Source organism: Aurantimonas litoralis, from assembly GCF_026153195.1.
Classification (GTDB): domain Bacteria; phylum Pseudomonadota; class Alphaproteobacteria; order Rhizobiales; family Rhizobiaceae; genus Aurantimonas; species Aurantimonas coralicida.
On record NZ_JAPFBM010000001.1, the window covers coordinates 44552 to 60652 of the forward strand.

The window sequence follows — 16101 nt, forward strand, 5'->3', positions numbered from 1 at the left end:
GGCCTCTCAGGGCACGGCGGCGTTTGTATGGCCGAAGCCGTGTCAGGCGGGGCTGTGCATCTGCCAGGTCCGCTCCAGAAGCCGGTCGGTATGCGAGCGGTTCTCGGGGCGCCGGCGGGTCAGCGCCAGGATGAAGCCGGCAGACACCGCCACGGCCAGCATCGACGAGCCACCGTAGGAGATGAAGGGCAGCGTCATGCCCTTGGCCGGCATCAGCTGCAGGTTCACCGCCATGTTGATGATCGACTGCAGGCCGAACAGCAGGACGAGCCCGGCGATCGCCAGCCGGTTGAAGACGTCGCGCTGGACCAGCGCCACCTGCAGGCCGCGGATCACGATGAAGGCGAAGATCGCCGCCAGCAGCGCGCAGGTGACGATGCCGAATTCCTCGGCCAGCACGGAGAAGGCGAAGTCGGTGTGGCTGTCGGGCAGCATCCGCTTGACGGTGCCCTCGCCCGGCCCCTGCCCCAGCCAGCCGCCGCGCATGATCGCCTCGCGGGCGGTGTCGGTCTGGAAGGTGTCGCCCTCGCCGGTGAGGAAGCGGTCGATGCGGCTCGCCACATGCGGGAAGGCGAGATAGGCCAAAAGCGCGCCACCGGCGCCGATGCCGCCGAGAACGGCGATCCACAGCCAGGACAGGCCGGCCATGAAGAACAGCCCGCCCCAGGCGCCGGCGACCAGGATCGTCTGGCCGAGATCGGGCTGGGCGACCAGCAGCGCCACCGCCACCAGCAGCAGGATCAGCGCAAACAGATTGCCGGGGATCTCGGCGCGGCGCTGGTTCTCGGCGAACAGCCAGGCGCAGATCACCACGAAGGCGGGCTTCATGAATTCCGACGGCTGCAGGTTGAGCGGGCCAAGGTCGATCCAGCGGCGGGCGCCCTTGATCTCGGTGCCGAAGAACAGCGCCATCACCATCAGCGCCATGGAGACGGCGAGCATGATCAGCGCGGTGCGGCGCACGCCGCGCGGGCTGAGCAGCGAACAGGCGAACATCACCAGCGCCGACGGGATCAGGAAGACCGCGTGCCGCTTGACGAAGTGGAAGGGTTCGAGCCCGATGCGCTCGGCGACGGGCGGGCTGGCCGCGAAGGACAAGACCAGGCCGCCGACCAGCAGCGTCAGGAACGCCGCCAGGAACCAGCGATCGACGCCCCACCACCAGTCACTGATCACACCACGCTTGATCCGGCTCGTCATCGTCATCCCTTCCGGATCATCGCCATGTCCGGCAGCTTGCGTACCGCGTCGCGGAAGGCATCGCCCCGAACCTCGAAATTGCGAAACTGGTCGAAGCTGGCACAGGCCGGCGACAGGAGGACGACCGCCTCCGCCCCCTCGCCCTGCGCTGCCGCGTCCGCTGCCGCATCGGCCGCCGCGCGTTCCACCGCGACCGCCAGCGTACCGGAAATTTCGTAAGGAATTCGTTTACCAAGCGTCGCGGCGAAGGACGGCGCCGCCTCGCCGATCAGATAGGCCTTGGCGATCCGCGGGAAGAACGGCGACAGCGAACCGATGCCGCCCTCCTTGGGCAGGCCGCCGGCGATCCAGTGGATGCGCGGGAAGGCCGCCAGCGCGGGCGCCGCCGCCTCGGCATTGGTCGCCTTGGAATCGTTGACGAACAGCACGGGGCCGGCCCGGCCGACCTCTTCCATGCGATGCGCCAGGCCGGGGAAGCTCTCGAGGCCGGCGACGATCTCCTCGTCGGACAGGCCGAGCGCGGTAAAGACGGCGACCGCCGCGGCGGCGTTCTGGCCGTTGTGGCGGCCGCGCAGCGAGCCGATGGCGGACAGGTCGAAGCTCGCCTCGGGACGGCCGTCCATGCGCCGGTGCAGCACCCGGCCGTCGAAGCCGACGCCGGCATCGAGCCCGTCAGTCTGCGAGATGCGAACGACCGTGTGGCCTTCCGATTCCAGTTCGTCGGCGATCTGGCGGCAATGGGGATCGTCGACGCCGACGATGGCAAGCTGCGAGCCCGCCACCAGACGTGCCTTGACGGCGGCGTAGCTGCTCATCGAGCCGTGGCGGTCGAGATGGTCCGGCGTCAGGTTGAGCAGCAGCCCGATGGACGGCTCGATCGTCGGCGCGAGGTCGATCTGGTAGGACGAGCACTCGACGACGTAGTGGCGCTCGAGCGCCGGCGGCGCGAGGGTCATCACCGCGACGCCGATATTGCCGCCAAGCTGCACGTCGCGCCCGGCATGGGCAAGGCAATGGGCAATCAGCGCCGTCGTCGTCGACTTGCCGTTGGTGCCGGTGATGGCGACGAAGGGCGCCTCGGGCGCCAGCGCCCGGCGCTCGCGGCAGAACAGTTCGATGTCGCCGATCACTTCGACGTCGGCCGCATAGGCCAGAGCGACAGTCCAGTGCGGCCGCGGATGGGTCAGCGGCACGCCCGGCGACAGCACCAGCGCGGCAAAGTGCGACCAATCCACCGAGGCCAGATCGACGGTCGGGATGCCCTCGGCGATCGCCGCCTCGACGCTGGCCGGGTTGTCGTCCCATGCCGCAACCTCGGCGCCGCCCTCCTGCAAGGCGCGTGCGGTCGCCCGGCCCGAGCCCCCCAGCCCGAACAGCGCCACCGACTTGCCAGAGAATGCGCGCGCCGGGATCATCACTTACCTCAGCTTCAGGGTCGACAGGCCGACGAAGGCTAGCATGAAGGCGATGATCCAGAAGCGGATCACGACCTGGCTCTCGGTCCAGCCGAGCTTTTCGAAATGGTGGTGGATGGGCGCCATCAGGAAGACCCGCCGCCCGGTCAGCTTGAACCAACCGACCTGGATGATCACCGACAGCGCCTCGATGACGAACAGGCCGCCGATGATGGCGAGGACGATCTCGTGCTTGGTGGCGACGGCAACCGTGCCGGTCATGCCGCCCAGCGCCAGCGAGCCGGTGTCGCCCATGAAGATGGCAGCCGGCGGAGCATTAAACCACAGGAAGCCGAGTCCCGCGCCGATCACCGCGCCGCAGATCGGCGCCAGCTCGCCGGTGCCGGCGACATAGTGGATCTGCAGGTAGTTGGCGAAGTTCACATTGCCGGCGACATAGGCGATCAGGCCGAAGGCGCCGGCGGCGATCATGATCGGCACGATCGCCAGGCCGTCGAGACCGTCGGTCAGGTTCACGGCATTGGCCGCGCCGACGACGACGAAGGCGGCGAAGCCGACATAGAACCAGCCGAGATTGAGGAGGATTTCCTTGACGAAAGGAAACGCCAGCGAGGTCGCGAAATCGCCAGTGCCCGCATAGATGATCAGCACCGCCGCGACGCCGGCGATCAGGAACTCCAGCGCCAACCGCATCTTGCCGGAAAAGCCCTTGTCGCTCTGCTTTGTTACCTTGAGATAGTCGTCGTAGAAGCCGATCGAGCCGAAGCCGAGCGTCACCAGCAGCACCGTCCAGACATAGAGATTGCGTAGGTCCGCCCACAGCAGCGTCGCCGTCAGGAAGCCGGTCAGCATCATCAGGCCGCCCATGGTCGGCGTGCCGGCCTTCTTGAAATGGGTCTGCGGTCCGTCGGCGCGGATCGGCTGGCCGCGACCCTGGCGCAGGCGCAGATTGGCGATGACGACGGGGCCGAACAGGAAGACGACGAGGAAGCCGGTGATCATCGCCGCGCCGGTGCGGAAGGTGATGTACCGGAAAACGTTGAAGAGCGGGAAATCGGCACCGAACTGGCCGAGATAGGCAATCATTAAGCGGCTCCCGCTGGGTCTGTATCGTCCGCCGGCGGCTCGGCCGGGGACATGGCGTCGCGGGAGGAGGTCTCCGGCGCGTCGGTTTCGGCCGCCTTGGGCGGATAGAGGGCGAGAAGCCTGTCGACCAGCGGCGAGAAGCCGATGCTCTTGGACGCCTTGACCATGACGACGTCGCCGGTGCGCATGGTCTTCAGGAGGCTGTCCAGCAATTCGCCGGCATTCTCGTGCCATTCGCGGCGCACGCGCGATTCCAGCACGTCGTCGAGCGCCTTCATCTCGTCGCCGGCCAGGAAGACCAGGTCGACGCCGGCCGCCTCGATGGGGTCGACGAGGCCGGCATGCAGGCCCGGGGCCTTGTCGCCGAGTTCCAGCATGTCGCCGAGGACGGCGATGCGGCGACCGCCCTCGCCCGGCTGCGCGGCGCCCAAAACGTCGAGCGCGGCGCGCATGGAGGCCGGGTTGGCGTTGTAGCTCTCGTCGATCAGCTCGACATGGCCGCCGGCCGGCATCGGCAGGAGGTCGCGCCCGCCGCGGCCCTTGACGGCACGCCAGTCCTTCAGCGCGTCGGCGACCCGGTGAAGGTCGGCATGGGCCAGCGACGCCGCGCCGAGGACGGCGAGGACGTTCTGCGCCATGTGGCGGCCGCGGGAGGTCAGCTCGACGCGCACCGTGTCGCCGCCGATCTCGGCTTCCATCACCGAATGCTCGCCGGTCGGCGCGAAGGACAGGAGCCGGAAGTCCGCGCCGGCGCTTTCGCCGAAGGTGCGGATTTCGGTGACGCCGGCCTTGCGGGCCATGGTCGCCAGCGGGCCGCATTGCGGATCGTCGGCGTTGAGGATGGCGGTGCCGTCGCTGACCAGCCCCTCGAAGATCTCGGCCTTGGCCTCGGCGATCTCGTCGAGGTCGCGGAAATGGCCGAGATGGGCCGGCGCGATCAGGGTGATGATCGCCAGATGCGGCCGCACCAGCTTGACCAGCGGCCGGATCTCGCCGGGATGGTTCATGCCGATCTCGAAGATCGCGAAGCGGGCGTCGCGCGGTAGGCGGGCGAGGCTCAGCGGCACGCCCCAGTGATTGTTGAAGGAGGCGGCGCTCGCATGGACCTTGCCCTCGGCGGCCAGGCCATGGCGCAGGGCCTCCTTGGTGGTGGTCTTGCCGACGCTGCCGGTCACGGCGACGATGGTCGCCTTGGAGCGCGCCCGCGCGGCTTCGGCCAGCCGCGACATCGCCTTCAGCACGTCGTCGACGATCAGCAGCGGCGACTGCACCCGGCCGAGCGCCGGCAGCTTCTGCTCGGAGACGACATGCAGCGCCGCCCCCGCCTTGGTCGCGGCGGTCAGGAAGTCATGGCCGTCGAAGCGGTCGCCCTGGATGGCGAAGAAGGCGTCGCCCGTTTCCAGGGTCCGCGTGTCGATGGAGATGCCGGAGATCGTCGCCGGCAGATCGCCGAGCGGACGGGCATGCATCGCCGCCGCCATGGCGTCGACGTCCCACAGTGCTTCGTTCATCGGGCCGCCTCCGTGAGTGCTGCGCGGACCTCTTCATGGTCGCTGAAATGATGGGTGATGCCGGCGACCGTCTGGCCGACCTCGTGGCCCTTGCCGGCGATCACCACGGTGTCGCCGGTGCGCGCACTGGCCACCGCCTCGCGGATCGCGGCCCGGCGGTCGCCGATCTCGCGGGCGCCGTTGGCGGCGGCCATGATCTCGGCGCGGATCGCCGCGGGCTCCTCGGAGCGGGGATTGTCGTCGGTGACGATGACGATGTCGGCGAGGCGCGCGGCGATCTCGCCCATCATCGGCCGCTTGGCCCGGTCGCGGTCGCCGCCGCAGCCGATCACCACGAGGACGCGGCCCGTCGTGAACGGGCGCACGGCCGCCAGCACGTTCTCCAGCGCCTCGGGCTTGTGGGCATAGTCGACGAAGATTGGCGCGCCGTCCGCCGTCGTGCCGGCAAGGTCGAGCCGTCCGGCGGCGCCCTTCAGATGCTCCAGCGCGGCCAGCGCGTCGGCGGTCGCAACCCCGGTCGCGATGGCGAGACCGGCGGCAACGAGGGCATTGGCCATCTGGAATTCGCCGGCCAGCGGCAGCACGACCCGGTGGATGCGGCCCTCGGCCTCGATCTCGGCGATCTGGCGCTGGCGCTCCAGTTCGAGCCGCTTCAGCGCCAGGAAATTGCCGCCGCGACCGACGGTCATCACCTTGGCGCCAACGCTCGTCGCCACTTCGATGGCGCGGCCCGACCAGCGGTCGTCGGCGAAGATCACCGCCGGCGCGCCCTTCGGCAGCAGCGTTGTGAACAGCCGCATCTTGGCGGCGAAATAGGATTCGATGTCGGGGTGATAATCGAGATGGTCGTGGCCGAGATTGCTGAAGGCCGCCGCCGCCAGCCGCACGCCGTCGAGCCGGCGCTGGTCGATGCCGTGGCTCGACGCCTCCATGGCCGCATGGGTGACACCCTCGCCGGCCAGTTCCGCCATCAGCCGCATCAGGGCAATCGGATCGGGGGTCGTCAGCGAGCCATATTCGTCGCGGCTCGGCGAGACGACGCCGGTGGTGCCGACCGAGGCGGCGGCGAGGCCGCAGCGCGCCCAGATCTGGCGGGTGAAGGTGGCGATGGAGGTCTTGCCGGCCGTCCCGGTGATGGCGACGACATGCTCCGGCTGGGCGGCGTGGAAGCGCGCGGCCATCAAGGCGATCGCCCGGCGCGGATCGGCGGCGCGCAGGACGGGCAGCGTGGTGTCGATCGCGGCCCCCTCGCCGGCGAGGATCGCGGCGGCACCGCGTGCCTCGGCATCGGCGACGAAGCGCGCCCCGTCGGCACGGCTGCCGGCCAGGGCCGCGAACAGGAAGCCGGCACCGGTCTCGCGCGAGTCGACGCACAGGCCGGCGATGTCCGGATCGGACGTCGTCTGCCCCGTGGCAAGATCCTCAGCGAGTTGGGAAAGCTTCATTAACCATGTTCCGAGCTGGACCGAAAAGCCGGCGCATCGCCCGCCGGCCCGTCGGTCTTCTATAGGCAAGCGCCCGTCCGGTGAAGCGCACATCTCGCTGCGGCCCGACGCTTCGGTCCGGCTGTGGCTTTCCTGCGGCAGCGGTCCCGGCCGTCGCAGGCGATCCCCGGTCTAGTAGGAGACCAGCAGCGACTTGCCCTCTTCGCCGAACTCGGGCCGCACGCCCAGGAGGGTCGCCGAACGCCGGATGATGTTGCCGACGGTCGGCGCGGCGTTCATGCCGGCGGTGGCGTAATACTGGCCATCCTCCGGCTGGGGCTCGTCGATGACGACGAGGACGACATAGCGCGGATTGTCCATCGGGAAGGCCGACAGGAAGGCGTTGAACTTCTTGGTGTCGGAATAGCGCCCGTTGACCACCTTGTTTGCCGTGCCGGTCTTGCCGCCGACGCGGTAGCCGGTGACGTCGGCCTTGTTGCCCGAGCCGCGCTGGTCGGCGACGTTCAGGCGGAAGAGATAGCGCATCTCGTCACTGGTCTTCTCGCTGAGGACCCGCGTGGCGACGGCCTCGGCCTCGGCGCGGCTGCGCGGCAGGAAGGTCGGCGGGATCAGCTTGCCGCCGTTCATCAGCGCGGCGGCGGCGACGGCGGTGTTCAGCGGCGTCGTGGACACGCCGTGACCGAAGGAGATGGTCACCGAGTTGATCTGCTTCCAGACCTTCGGCTGGGTCGGCGTGGCGACTTCCGGCAGCTCGGTCTTCATGCGCGACAACAGGCCGACGCGGGTCAGGAATTCCTGGTGCCCCTCGATGCCGACGGCCTCGGCTTCCTTGGCGCTGCCGATATTCGAGGAATAGATGAAGACCTCGGGCACGCTGAGCACCCGGCGCTTGCCGTGGAAGTCGGAAATGGTGAAGCCGCCCATGCGGATCGGCCGCGTCGCGTCGAAGCTGTCGGTGATCTTCACCTTGCCGGAATCCAGCGCCATCGCCGTGGTGAAGGCCTTGAAGGTCGAACCCATCTCGAACAGGCCCGCCGACATGCGGTTCATGCGGTCCTTGTCCAGCGCCTGGCTCGGCTGGTTCGGATCGTAATCCGGCAGCGAGGTCATGGCGACGACCTCGCCGGTGTGGACGTCGAGCACGACACCGCCCGCGGCGATAGCCTTGTAGCGCGCCATGGCGGCGGCCAGTTCGTCACGCACGATGTGCTGGACGCGCAGGTCGAGCGACAGCTTCACCGGCTCCAGATCGGTGCCGACGGCAAGGCCCGCATCCTGCAGGGCGCGGTAGCCCTGGTCGTCGATGTATTTCTCCATGCCGGCAGTGCCCTGATTGTCGACATTGGTATGTCCGACAATGAAGCCCGCCGTGGTGCCGCCCGGATAGAAGCGCCGCTTCTCGGTGCGGAAGCCGATGCCCGGAATGCCGAGATCGAGGACGGCCTGCTGCTGGCCCGGCGTCAGCTCGCGGCGCAGCCAGACGAAGCCGGCATTGCTGGCGAGACGGCGATAGAGCCATTTCGGGTCGAGATCCGGCATGACGCCGAGCAGCAGCTCGCTCGCCTCGTCCGGATCGATGATGCGGCGCGGCTCGGCGAAGAGCGAGGCGGTCTTGATGTCGGTGGCCAGCACCTCGCCATTGCGGTCGAGGAGGTCCGGCCGGTCCGACATGATCTTGTCGGCGGCGCCATAGGCCGCGGCGCTTTCGGTCGGCGCGACGCCCCACATGACGAGGCGGCCGCCGATGACGCCGTAGATGCCGACGAACAGGCCCATGGCGATGACGAAGCGGCTGCGGTTCTTCGGGCCGCCGCGATGGCGGCGCGGCCGGCCGAAATGATCGCAGTCCGGCAGCATGGTGCCGGCGGCGACGGGCTTCTTGCGCTTGAACGGATTGGGGACTCGCATCACCGCACCACCGTGTCAGAGCTGTCGGCATAGCCGCCGAGATTGCCGCCGGTTTCGGGCACGAGGTTCACCGGACGCCGGGGCAGCTCGTCGGGCCGCACGATCTGGTCGGGACGCATGGGCTGCAGCTGCAGCTCGTCCTGGAAGACATTGGCAATGCGCTGCAGCCGGTTCGGCTGGTCGAGCAGGCTCCAGTCGGCCTCCAGAAGCGAGATCGTCTCGCGCTCCAGCGCGATGCGGCGCTCGACCTTGGCGACCTCGGTCTCCAGCGTCTCGGCCTCATGCTTGATCTTGTAGGTCCAGGCTGCCGCAGAAATCATGACTGCAATCAAGACGATATCGAGAGTTTTCAACATGGTACTCAAACTCCGGTATCTGGGAGATCGGCGAGCGACGGCAGTCCGGCAAAGCCGAGCTCGTCGGCGTCCTGACGGGCCGGCTCGGCGGTGCGGATGCCGGCGCGCAGCTTGGCCGAGCGGGCGCGGGGATTGCGCTCCGCCTCGGTATCGGTCGCGCCGACGGCGCGGTTGCACGCCTCGAAGGTCCGGGTGGCCGGCGCCACGTCCGGCAGATGGCGCGAGCCCGACGGCGGCGAGGACCGGTCGCGCAGGAAGCGCTTGACGATGCGGTCTTCCAGCGAGTGGAAGCTGACGATCACCAGCCGGCCGCCGGGCTTCAGCACCCGCTCGGCCGCCACCAGCGCCCGGGCGAGTTCGCCGAGCTCGTCATTGACGAAGATGCGCAGCCCCTGGAAGCTACGCGTCGCCGGATCGATCTTGTCCTTGGGGCCACGCCCGACGACCTTGCCGATGACGCCGGCGAGGTCGAGGGTCCGCGTGAAGGGGTGCTCGAGACGGCGCGCCTCGATGGCCCGGGCGACCCGGCCCGCCTGCTTTTCCTCGCCGAGAATGCCGATGATCCGCAGAAGGTCGCCGACCTTCAGGCGGTTGACGACATCGGCGGCGCTCGGGCCGGCGCCGCTCATGCGCATGTCGAGCGGACCGTCCTTCTGGAAGGAAAAGCCGCGCTCGGCCTCGTCGAGCTGCATGGAGGAGACGCCGACATCGAGGACGATGCCGTCGACGCGACCACCGGCGGCCTCGGCCTGGGTCTCGACGATGCGCTGCAGGTCGCCGAAGCGCCCCTCGACCGGCGTCAGCCGACCGTCAAAGCCCTTGGCCAGCTCACGCGCCGTCGCGATGGCCGCGGGGTCGCGATCAATGGCGATGACATCGGCGCCGGCCTCGAGGATAACGCGCGTATAGCCGCCGGCCCCGAAGGTGCCGTCGACGATGATCTCGCCCGGCTTCGGTGCGAGCGCCTCGAGCACTTCTGCGAGAAGCACCGGGATGTGGCGAGCCGGTCCGCCAACCACGGGATCGTCGATCCCGTCGTGACCCGCCGTCATTCCGGTGCTCCCGCAGAAGCCTTGCCGCCCGGCGATGTCGCCAGGAGCCGTGCCCGTGCCTCGCTGCGTGCCGCCTCGAACCGCGCCGGCTCCCAGAGCTGGAAGTATTTGCGCGTTCCCACGAAGGCGACCTTGTCCGTGATGCCGGTATGCGAGCGGATGAAGTCCGTCACCACGATCCGCCCCTCCGCATCGAATTTCAGATACGCGCCGTCGCCGTAGGCGAACAGCGCAAGGTCCTGATAGGCCTCGCTGAACGGATCCTGGGTATCCATCTGGCGCTCGAAGCGCTCCAGCAGATCCGGCCCGCCCACTTCCATCACCGGCAGCGAGAGGCTGCGCATGGCGAACAGGTCGCGAATTCCACGCGCGGCGATCACCTGCCGGAACGAGGCCGGCACGGACACCCGACCCTTGGAGTCGATGTTGTTGACGTAGTTGGAGAGGAACCAGTCCATCAGCCGCAGCGCTGCCCGTCGCGACAGATTCCCATCTCATCAAGGCCCCCGCCTGCCTGCCGTGCGACTGGCGCACCATCCCCATGGCGCTGCCCGACTTGCGGCAACTCTTGCCCGCCCCGGACAGCCCGAAGCGCATCGTTTTCTGCCTGAAACGGAGCCCCGACCGGCCCCTGAATGATGGCTTATGGAATATCATGGGCACTCTTGGTCGTCAATGGGATGGCCCCACACGAAGGCGGCGCACGGCCTTCCAAGACGGTCTAGCACCCAGCCGTTAACGGCCTATTAACATTGACGTTTTCCAAACATTCCAAGGTTTCTTGGCGGCCAGGAGTTCAGGCGCAGCAAGACCTCCGACTGCCGGCTGACGGAACGGAAATTCCATAGGAATTCGGGGCGCTTGCGGCGCGAGGGGACGCCAGCCCATGGCCGAACAGAAATATCTGCCGGGACGCCTTCGACTGACAGCCGACTGGGACAATCGGCCGATCGCGGCGACGCGCCCGATGTGGGAAATGAAAGTGCCAGCCGGCCTGTAAGCCGGGTTCTGTCAGCGGCATGACCGCCGGACGACCATTCCTCTGGGACGACCCTTGCGGGCCGCCTCTAGCAACCTACCCGAACGACCGGCCCGGAGAGGGCTGGCGATCCGTCTTGCGACGGACCGACCACGTCGTTCCTATTCGGTCTTGCTCCCGGTGGGGTTTGCCGTGCCGTCGCTGTTGCCAGAGACGCGGTGGGCTCTTACCCCACCGTTTCACCCTTACCCCGCCAGCACTGCGGCTCCGTCGCGCTTCGTCGCGCAAGCCGCACTGCAGGCGGGGCGGTCTGTTTTCTGTGGCACTTTCCCTGGGATCACTCCCGCCGGACGTTATCCGGCACCGTTTCTCCGTGGAGCCCGGACTTTCCTCCCCCGCCGTCTTTCGACATGTGACGGGAGCGGCCGTCCAGCCGGCTGGCGCCCGCTACGTGTTCCGCACGGCCGGCGAAGTCAACGCCTAATCGTCATCGGCCGCGCGAAGCCTGCTCATTCCGGTGCCGTAGCGGCCAGCTTCGCCTCGGCCTTGGACGGCAGCGCGAACAGCGCCACAAAGCGCTCGGCAATGGCCCGGTCGCCGGTGAGGGTTAGCGCGCCGTCGGCCTCCAGCGCCGCCAGCGGCACCTTGCCGTAGACCGCGCCTGCGATGACCGGCGGCTCGGCGGCCAGGACCACGTCCGCCGTATCCGGCGTTTCGGCGGCGATCTCGATCCGGCCGTCCGCGACATGGGCGAGGAAGCTCTGGTCGCCGACGACGAAGCCGAGCCGCGCGGCAAAGCCGTCGGCCTTTTCGGGATCGAACATGGTGCGCAGCGACAGCATAAGCGAAGACGCGCTGAACGGCATCGCCGGATCGTGCGCCGGCGAGCGCACCGCCCAGCGCCCCAGCGCCTGGAAGATCGGCTCGCACTCATAGCCCCATTCGGTGAGCTCGTAGACCTGCGAGGCCGCCGGCGGCGGCAGCTTTCGCCGCAACAGCACGCCCGCCGCCTCCAGCCCTTCCAGTCGCTGGGTGAGGACATTGGCGCTGAGCCCCGGCAGGGCGGACCGCAGATCGGAGAAGCGGCGCGGCCCCCACATCAGCTCGCGCACAACGAGCAGCGCCCAGCGCTCGCCGAGCAGGTCCATGGCGTGGGCCGCGGCACAGGCATCTTCATAACGACGGCGCTGGCGGGTGTCAGGATTCTTGGTTATTTTTTCTAACTTCATTGTTGTCTTTTATAACGTGATGGGTCATCAATCGCAAATACGAGATCGCGAGAGGTGTTCATGTCCCGCCTGATATTCGTCAATCTGCCCGTGGCCGACCTGCCCCGCGCCATTGCCTTCTACGAGGCCGTCGGCGCCGTGCGAAATCCGCAATACTCCAACGAGACGGCCGCCTGCATGGTGTTTTCGGAGACCATCCACGTGATGATCCTGACCCATGCCCGCTTCGCCGACTTCACCCGCAAGCCGATCGCCGACGCGCACGCCACCACCGAGGTGCTGCTCTGCACGACGGTGGACAGTCGCGAGACGGTGGATGCGGTGGTTGGATGGGCGGGCGCGGCCGGCGGCGTCGCCGACCCGACGCCCAGCCAGGATCACGGCTTCATGTACATGCGCAGTTTCGAGGATCCCGACGGTCACATCTGGGAAATCTCCTGGATGGATCCGGCCGCGGTTCCGGCCGACAGCGAGATGGCGACGGCCTGACACGCCGCCGGGCGGATCGCCGGCTCGGCCCGGCGCGCTGCCCCTCGCCCGCCGCGGCATCGGCGCGAACCGGACACCGTCGCGGCCATCCGGCCCCCGGCACGGCGACCCTCGCCCTGCCGCAGCGCAGACAGCCCGCAACGAAGGAGGAACGCATGGAATATGTCGATGGATTCGTGGTGCCGGTCCCCGCCGCCAACAAGGACGCCTATCGCGAGATGGCGGTGAAGTTCGCGCCGCTGTTCAAGGAGTTCGGCGCCCTGCGCATGGTCGAATGCTGGGGCGACGACGTGCCCGACGGCAAGGTCACCGACTTTCGCCGCGCGGTGCAGGCCGAGGAGGGCGAGGTCGTCGTCTTCTCCTGGATCACCTGGCCGGACAAGGCGACCCGCGACGCCGGCATGAAACGGGTGATGGAGGATCCGCGCATGCAGCCGGGCGGCGACATGCCCTTCGACGGCAAGCGGATGATCTTCGGCGGCTTCCAGGTCATTCTGGACAGCTGAGCCCATGTCGAAGATTTCCCCCTGCCTCTGGTTCGACACCGAGGCCGAGGCGGCGGCGCGCTTCTACGTCGAGACGTTCCGCGCCTGCGGCCAGACCGCCTCGCTCGGCGACACGCTGCTCTATGGCGAAGCCTTCCCCGACCGGGAGGGCAGCGTCCTGACCATCGGCTTCACGCTGGCCGGACAGGACTTCATCGCGCTGAACGGCGGATCGAGCTTCAAGATCACGCCGGCGGTGTCGCTGTTCGTGTCCTGCGCCGACCAGGCCGAGATCGACGCCTTCTGGGAGCGCTTCCTCGACGGCGGCACGGTGCAGCAATGCGGCTGGATCACCGACCGGTTCGGCCTGTCCTGGCAGATCGTCCCGGCCGCCCTCAAGCGAATGACCCACGACCCGGACAAGGCGCGGGCCGCCCGCGTCATGCAGGCGATGATGGGTATGGTGAAGCTGGACCTGGCGTCCCTCGAAGCCGCATATCGAGGCGAGGCCTGACGGGAGCGCGGGCGGGCATTGTCACCCCTCTGCCCGCCGCGATCCCGATGGAAGCGGCCGCAACCCCCTCGCGGCCGCTTCCATCGCATGGGAGGGCCGATCAGGCCTGGGCGAGCTCGCGCTTGACCTTCGAGCAATAGCGCTGCGAAATCGGGTTCATCCGCTTGGCGTAGTGACCGGCATTGTACTTCAGGATCGTGCCGCAGGTGGTGCCACCGCCGCGCTGCACGGCGCCGGCCAGGTAGCGCATGCCCCATTTGATGTTGGTGGCCGGGTCGTAGAGCGCCTTGGTGCTGCCGCGATAGCCCATGCCGCGCGCCGTCGCCGGCTTGATCTGCATCAGCCCGACTTCGCCCGCCGCGCCGGTGACCGACGAGCGGTAGCTGCTCTCGATGTTGATGACCGCATGCGCCAGGTTCAGCGGCACGCCATGGGCGGCGGCTTCCTTGGCGATGATCGTCGCGAACGGCCGGTCGGCGAAGCGCTCGAGCGCTGCGACCTGCGTGGCGGACGTGATCTCGGATGTCGTGTCGTTGGCGAAAGCAGTCGTCATATGGCCGAATGCAAGCGTCGCGGCGAGAGCCACGGCAGTCAGTCTGTACATAAAAACCCCAAGTGATCGATGCCGGCCATCCCCTTGCAGGGCCGGCGCTATTTCCCTCGAAAGCGGCGCACCGCAGTTGCGAAGGACCGCTGTGTGCGGCGCAAAATCATCGGGATTGTGACGAAGCGATCACGCAACATTTCAGGGTGTAACAAACACCGTGAGTCACGCGCCTGTGGTTGCGCTTTCATCGGGGTCGAAGGGCGACCGCGGCAGGCTGGTCAGGAGCCGGTGCAGGGTTTCGATCGTCGAGGCGTCGGCGATGCCGTCGACCCGCTCCTGGCGGAAATGCCGCTGGAAGGCGACGGTCGCCTGACGCGTTGCGTCGTCGAAGGTTCCGTCGCACGGCAAGCCGTAGCCATAGGCCGCCAGCAGCGACTGATAGGCGGCGACCGGCTCGCCCCGATCGCCGAGGCCGAAATAGCGTCCACCCCGCAAAGGCGCCGGATCCACCGCGTGGCCGATGCCGGCGGAAAAAAGTTGAAGCCAGGGGAACTTTTCGCCGGGATCGGACTTTCGCGCGGGAGCAACGTCGGAGTGCGCCAGCACGAATTCGGGCCGGATCGCCCACCGCGCGACACAATCGGCACACAATCGCGTCACCGCATCGATCTGCACGGGCGGGAAATCGGGATAGCCGTTGCCGTGCCCGACATTGACGATCTCGATGCCGATGGAGCGCGAATTGATGTCGTCACGGCCGCGCCAGCTCCCCGCTCCCGCATGCCAGGCGCGCTTTTCCTCCGGCACCATCTGCACGATCCGCCCGTCCTCATGGACGAGATAGTGGCAGGACACCTCGCTCTCGGGGGCGCAGAGCCAGCGCATGGCCGCCTCCCCGGTGCCCATGCCGGTATAGTGCAGGATCAGCATGTCCGGCCGCAGCCCGTCGCGGCGTTCGGTATGGTTCGGCGACGGACAGATCTCGTCGACGCCGGCATGGTCTGGAATCACGCCGCGGTCTTTCCTGCAATCTGGCTGTAGGCGTTGTTGATCGCCTTCATCCGCTCGGTGGCGATGAACATGAACTCGTCGGGCACGCCGCGGGCGGCCAGCCGGTCGGGATGGTTCTCGCGCACCAGCGTCAGATAGCGGGCCCGGGTCTCGGACGGTGCGGCGTCCGGGTCGAGCCCGAGCACCGCATAGGGATTGCTGGGTCCCAGAATGTGCCGGTTCTTCACGTCGGTGAACTCGGTCTCGCTCAGACCGAAGATGCGGGCGACCTCGGCCAGGAACTCCAGCTCGCGCTCATGCACCAGCCCGTCAGCCTTGGCGATGTGGAACAGCCCGTCGAGAACGTCGGTCAGAAGCTCGCAGGTCTCGCCTTCCTCCCGGCACAGGCCCTTCAGCCGCATCGCATAGGTGTCGAAGCCGGCAATGTCCTGCTTGGCGATGTCGTAGAGACGGAAGACGTTGCGCAGTTCCTCCGGCGGGATCTCGAGGATCTCCTGGAACGCCGTCACCTCGCGCGGCGAGACGATGCCGTCGGCCTTGGCCATCTTGGCGGACAGGGCGATCACGGCGACGCCGAAGGCGACGCGCTTGCGCGTGTCGCGATCGCCGCCGAAGATCGCACGGATGCTTTCGAAGATGGCGTCCAGCGTCGCGCGGCTGCCGGCGGGTATGCCCTGCAGCAGCGTGTTGAGGCTCGTCAGAATGTTCATCGCGCCGCCCCGCCGGCCATGTTGTCGAATCGAGATTATCTGCGATCGTTCGCTGCGACGCAAACCGACGGGCGCCGAACGCCTGCGAACAGCCCGTCACCGCCGCAAAATCGCGCCGGCCCGTGCCAAACGACGCCATCGCCCGTTGGTTTCGCGCCTGCGCC

16 protein-coding genes and 1 other RNA gene are annotated in these 16101 nt (G+C 68.0%); 3 read left to right on the forward strand and 14 right to left on the reverse strand.

Annotated elements, in window-relative coordinates; all coding sequences use genetic code 11:
- Positions 1-42: 42 nt before the first annotated feature.
- From ftsW to N7I30_RS00270, 11 genes are all read right to left on the reverse strand, one after another.
- A complete protein-coding gene (gene ftsW / locus N7I30_RS00220; RefSeq protein ID WP_024352000.1) occupies positions 43-1200 on the reverse strand; it encodes a putative lipid II flippase FtsW in 1158 nt (385 codons plus the stop codon).
- Positions 1201-1202: 2 nt separating this feature from the next.
- Positions 1203-2615, reverse strand: coding sequence for a UDP-N-acetylmuramoyl-L-alanine--D-glutamate ligase (gene murD, locus N7I30_RS00225; protein ID WP_491390760.1), 1413 nt, complete (start codon positions 2613-2615; stop codon positions 1203-1205).
- A gap of 3 nt (positions 2616-2618) precedes the next feature.
- On the reverse strand, positions 2619-3701 hold the full coding sequence (gene mraY / locus N7I30_RS00230; RefSeq protein ID WP_491390761.1) for a phospho-N-acetylmuramoyl-pentapeptide-transferase: 1083 nt from the start codon (positions 3699-3701) through the stop codon (positions 2619-2621).
- A complete protein-coding gene (locus N7I30_RS00235; protein ID WP_491390762.1) occupies positions 3701-5212 on the reverse strand; it encodes a UDP-N-acetylmuramoylalanyl-D-glutamyl-2,6-diaminopimelate--D-alanyl-D-alanine ligase in 1512 nt (503 codons plus the stop codon). Before N7I30_RS00235 ends, mraY begins: the two co-directional genes overlap by 1 nt.
- Positions 5209-6657 (reverse strand): UDP-N-acetylmuramoyl-L-alanyl-D-glutamate--2,6-diaminopimelate ligase, encoded by a 1449-nt coding sequence (locus N7I30_RS00240; RefSeq protein WP_498636013.1) that lies wholly within the window; start codon positions 6655-6657, stop codon positions 5209-5211. Before N7I30_RS00240 ends, N7I30_RS00235 begins: the two co-directional genes overlap by 4 nt.
- Before the next feature lie 171 nt (positions 6658-6828).
- On the reverse strand, positions 6829-8514 hold the full coding sequence (locus tag N7I30_RS00245) for a peptidoglycan D,D-transpeptidase FtsI family protein (RefSeq protein ID WP_230784966.1): 1686 nt from the start codon (positions 8512-8514) through the stop codon (positions 6829-6831).
- A gap of 50 nt (positions 8515-8564) precedes the next feature.
- Complete coding sequence (ftsL, locus tag N7I30_RS00250; RefSeq protein WP_024352006.1) at positions 8565-8921, reverse strand: cell division protein FtsL; 357 nt, start codon at positions 8919-8921, stop codon at positions 8565-8567.
- Positions 8922-8926: 5 nt separating this feature from the next.
- Entirely contained in the window at positions 8927-9973 is a 1047-nt protein-coding gene (gene rsmH / locus N7I30_RS00255) for a 16S rRNA (cytosine(1402)-N(4))-methyltransferase RsmH (RefSeq protein ID WP_491390764.1), read from the reverse strand.
- A complete protein-coding gene (gene mraZ / locus N7I30_RS00260) occupies positions 9970-10431 on the reverse strand; it encodes a division/cell wall cluster transcriptional repressor MraZ (RefSeq protein WP_024352008.1) in 462 nt (153 codons plus the stop codon). Before mraZ ends, rsmH begins: the two co-directional genes overlap by 4 nt.
- 523 nt (positions 10432-10954) lie before the next feature.
- Positions 10955-11393, reverse strand: an RNA gene (rnpB, locus tag N7I30_RS00265) — RNase P RNA component class A.
- A 68-nt stretch (positions 11394-11461) separates the two neighbouring features.
- Positions 11462-12181, reverse strand: a complete 720-nt coding sequence (locus N7I30_RS00270; protein WP_024352009.1) for a winged helix-turn-helix transcriptional regulator — start codon at positions 12179-12181, stop codon at positions 11462-11464.
- A gap of 60 nt (positions 12182-12241) precedes the next feature.
- On the opposite strand from N7I30_RS00270, the gene N7I30_RS00275 reads away from it, so the two are divergent.
- From N7I30_RS00275 to N7I30_RS00285, 3 genes are all read left to right on the forward strand, one after another.
- Entirely contained in the window at positions 12242-12670 is a 429-nt protein-coding gene (locus N7I30_RS00275; RefSeq protein WP_475363921.1) for a VOC family protein, read from the forward strand.
- Positions 12671-12825: 155 nt separating this feature from the next.
- Complete coding sequence (locus N7I30_RS00280) at positions 12826-13176, forward strand: DUF1428 domain-containing protein (protein WP_024352011.1); 351 nt, start codon at positions 12826-12828, stop codon at positions 13174-13176.
- A gap of 4 nt (positions 13177-13180) precedes the next feature.
- The gene (locus N7I30_RS00285) at positions 13181-13669 is read left to right on the forward strand and encodes a VOC family protein (protein ID WP_187390545.1); all 489 of its coding nucleotides are present in this window, start codon (positions 13181-13183) and stop codon (positions 13667-13669) included.
- A gap of 100 nt (positions 13670-13769) precedes the next feature.
- Here N7I30_RS00285 and N7I30_RS00290 read toward each other — a convergent pair whose 3' ends face one another.
- From N7I30_RS00290 to N7I30_RS00300, 3 genes are all read right to left on the reverse strand, one after another.
- Positions 13770-14222 (reverse strand): lytic transglycosylase domain-containing protein, encoded by a 453-nt coding sequence (locus tag N7I30_RS00290; RefSeq protein WP_421462197.1) that lies wholly within the window; start codon positions 14220-14222, stop codon positions 13770-13772.
- Between the two features lie 216 nt (positions 14223-14438).
- Positions 14439-15227, reverse strand: coding sequence for an N-acetylmuramoyl-L-alanine amidase (locus N7I30_RS00295; protein ID WP_498636016.1), 789 nt, complete (start codon positions 15225-15227; stop codon positions 14439-14441).
- The gene (locus N7I30_RS00300; RefSeq protein ID WP_009210171.1) at positions 15224-15937 is read right to left on the reverse strand and encodes a J domain-containing protein; all 714 of its coding nucleotides are present in this window, start codon (positions 15935-15937) and stop codon (positions 15224-15226) included. Before N7I30_RS00300 ends, N7I30_RS00295 begins: the two co-directional genes overlap by 4 nt.
- Positions 15938-16101 lie beyond the last annotated feature (164 nt).

Bases quoted from the DNA above. Each gene is read 5' to 3' on its own strand.
- ftsW (WP_024352000.1), bottom strand. From the start codon at position 1,200: ATGACGAGCCGGATCAAGCGTGGTGTGATCAGTGACTGGTGGTGGGGC.
- murD (WP_491390760.1), bottom strand. From the start codon at position 2,615: ATGATCCCGGCGCGCGCATTCTCTGGCAAGTCGGTGGCGCTGTTCGGG.
- mraY (WP_491390761.1), bottom strand. From the start codon at position 3,701: ATGATTGCCTATCTCGGCCAGTTCGGTGCCGATTTCCCGCTCTTCAAC.
- N7I30_RS00235 (WP_491390762.1), bottom strand. From the start codon at position 5,212: ATGAACGAAGCACTGTGGGACGTCGACGCCATGGCGGCGGCGATGCAT.
- N7I30_RS00240 (WP_498636013.1), bottom strand. From the start codon at position 6,657: ATGAAGCTTTCCCAACTCGCTGAGGATCTTGCCACGGGGCAGACGACG.
- N7I30_RS00245 (WP_230784966.1), bottom strand. From the start codon at position 8,514: ATGCTGCCGGACTGCGATCATTTCGGCCGGCCGCGCCGCCATCGCGGC.
- ftsL (WP_024352006.1), bottom strand. From the start codon at position 8,921: ATGTTGAAAACTCTCGATATCGTCTTGATTGCAGTCATGATTTCTGCG.
- rsmH (WP_491390764.1), bottom strand. From the start codon at position 9,973: ATGACGGCGGGTCACGACGGGATCGACGATCCCGTGGTTGGCGGACCG.
- mraZ (WP_024352008.1), bottom strand. From the start codon at position 10,431: ATGGACTGGTTCCTCTCCAACTACGTCAACAACATCGACTCCAAGGGT.
- N7I30_RS00270 (WP_024352009.1), bottom strand. From the start codon at position 12,181: ATGAAGTTAGAAAAAATAACCAAGAATCCTGACACCCGCCAGCGCCGT.
- N7I30_RS00275 (WP_475363921.1), top strand. From the start codon at position 12,242: ATGTCCCGCCTGATATTCGTCAATCTGCCCGTGGCCGACCTGCCCCGC.
- N7I30_RS00280 (WP_024352011.1), top strand. From the start codon at position 12,826: ATGGAATATGTCGATGGATTCGTGGTGCCGGTCCCCGCCGCCAACAAG.
- N7I30_RS00285 (WP_187390545.1), top strand. From the start codon at position 13,181: ATGTCGAAGATTTCCCCCTGCCTCTGGTTCGACACCGAGGCCGAGGCG.
- N7I30_RS00290 (WP_421462197.1), bottom strand. From the start codon at position 14,222: ATGACGACTGCTTTCGCCAACGACACGACATCCGAGATCACGTCCGCC.
- N7I30_RS00300 (WP_009210171.1), bottom strand. From the start codon at position 15,937: ATGAACATTCTGACGAGCCTCAACACGCTGCTGCAGGGCATACCCGCC.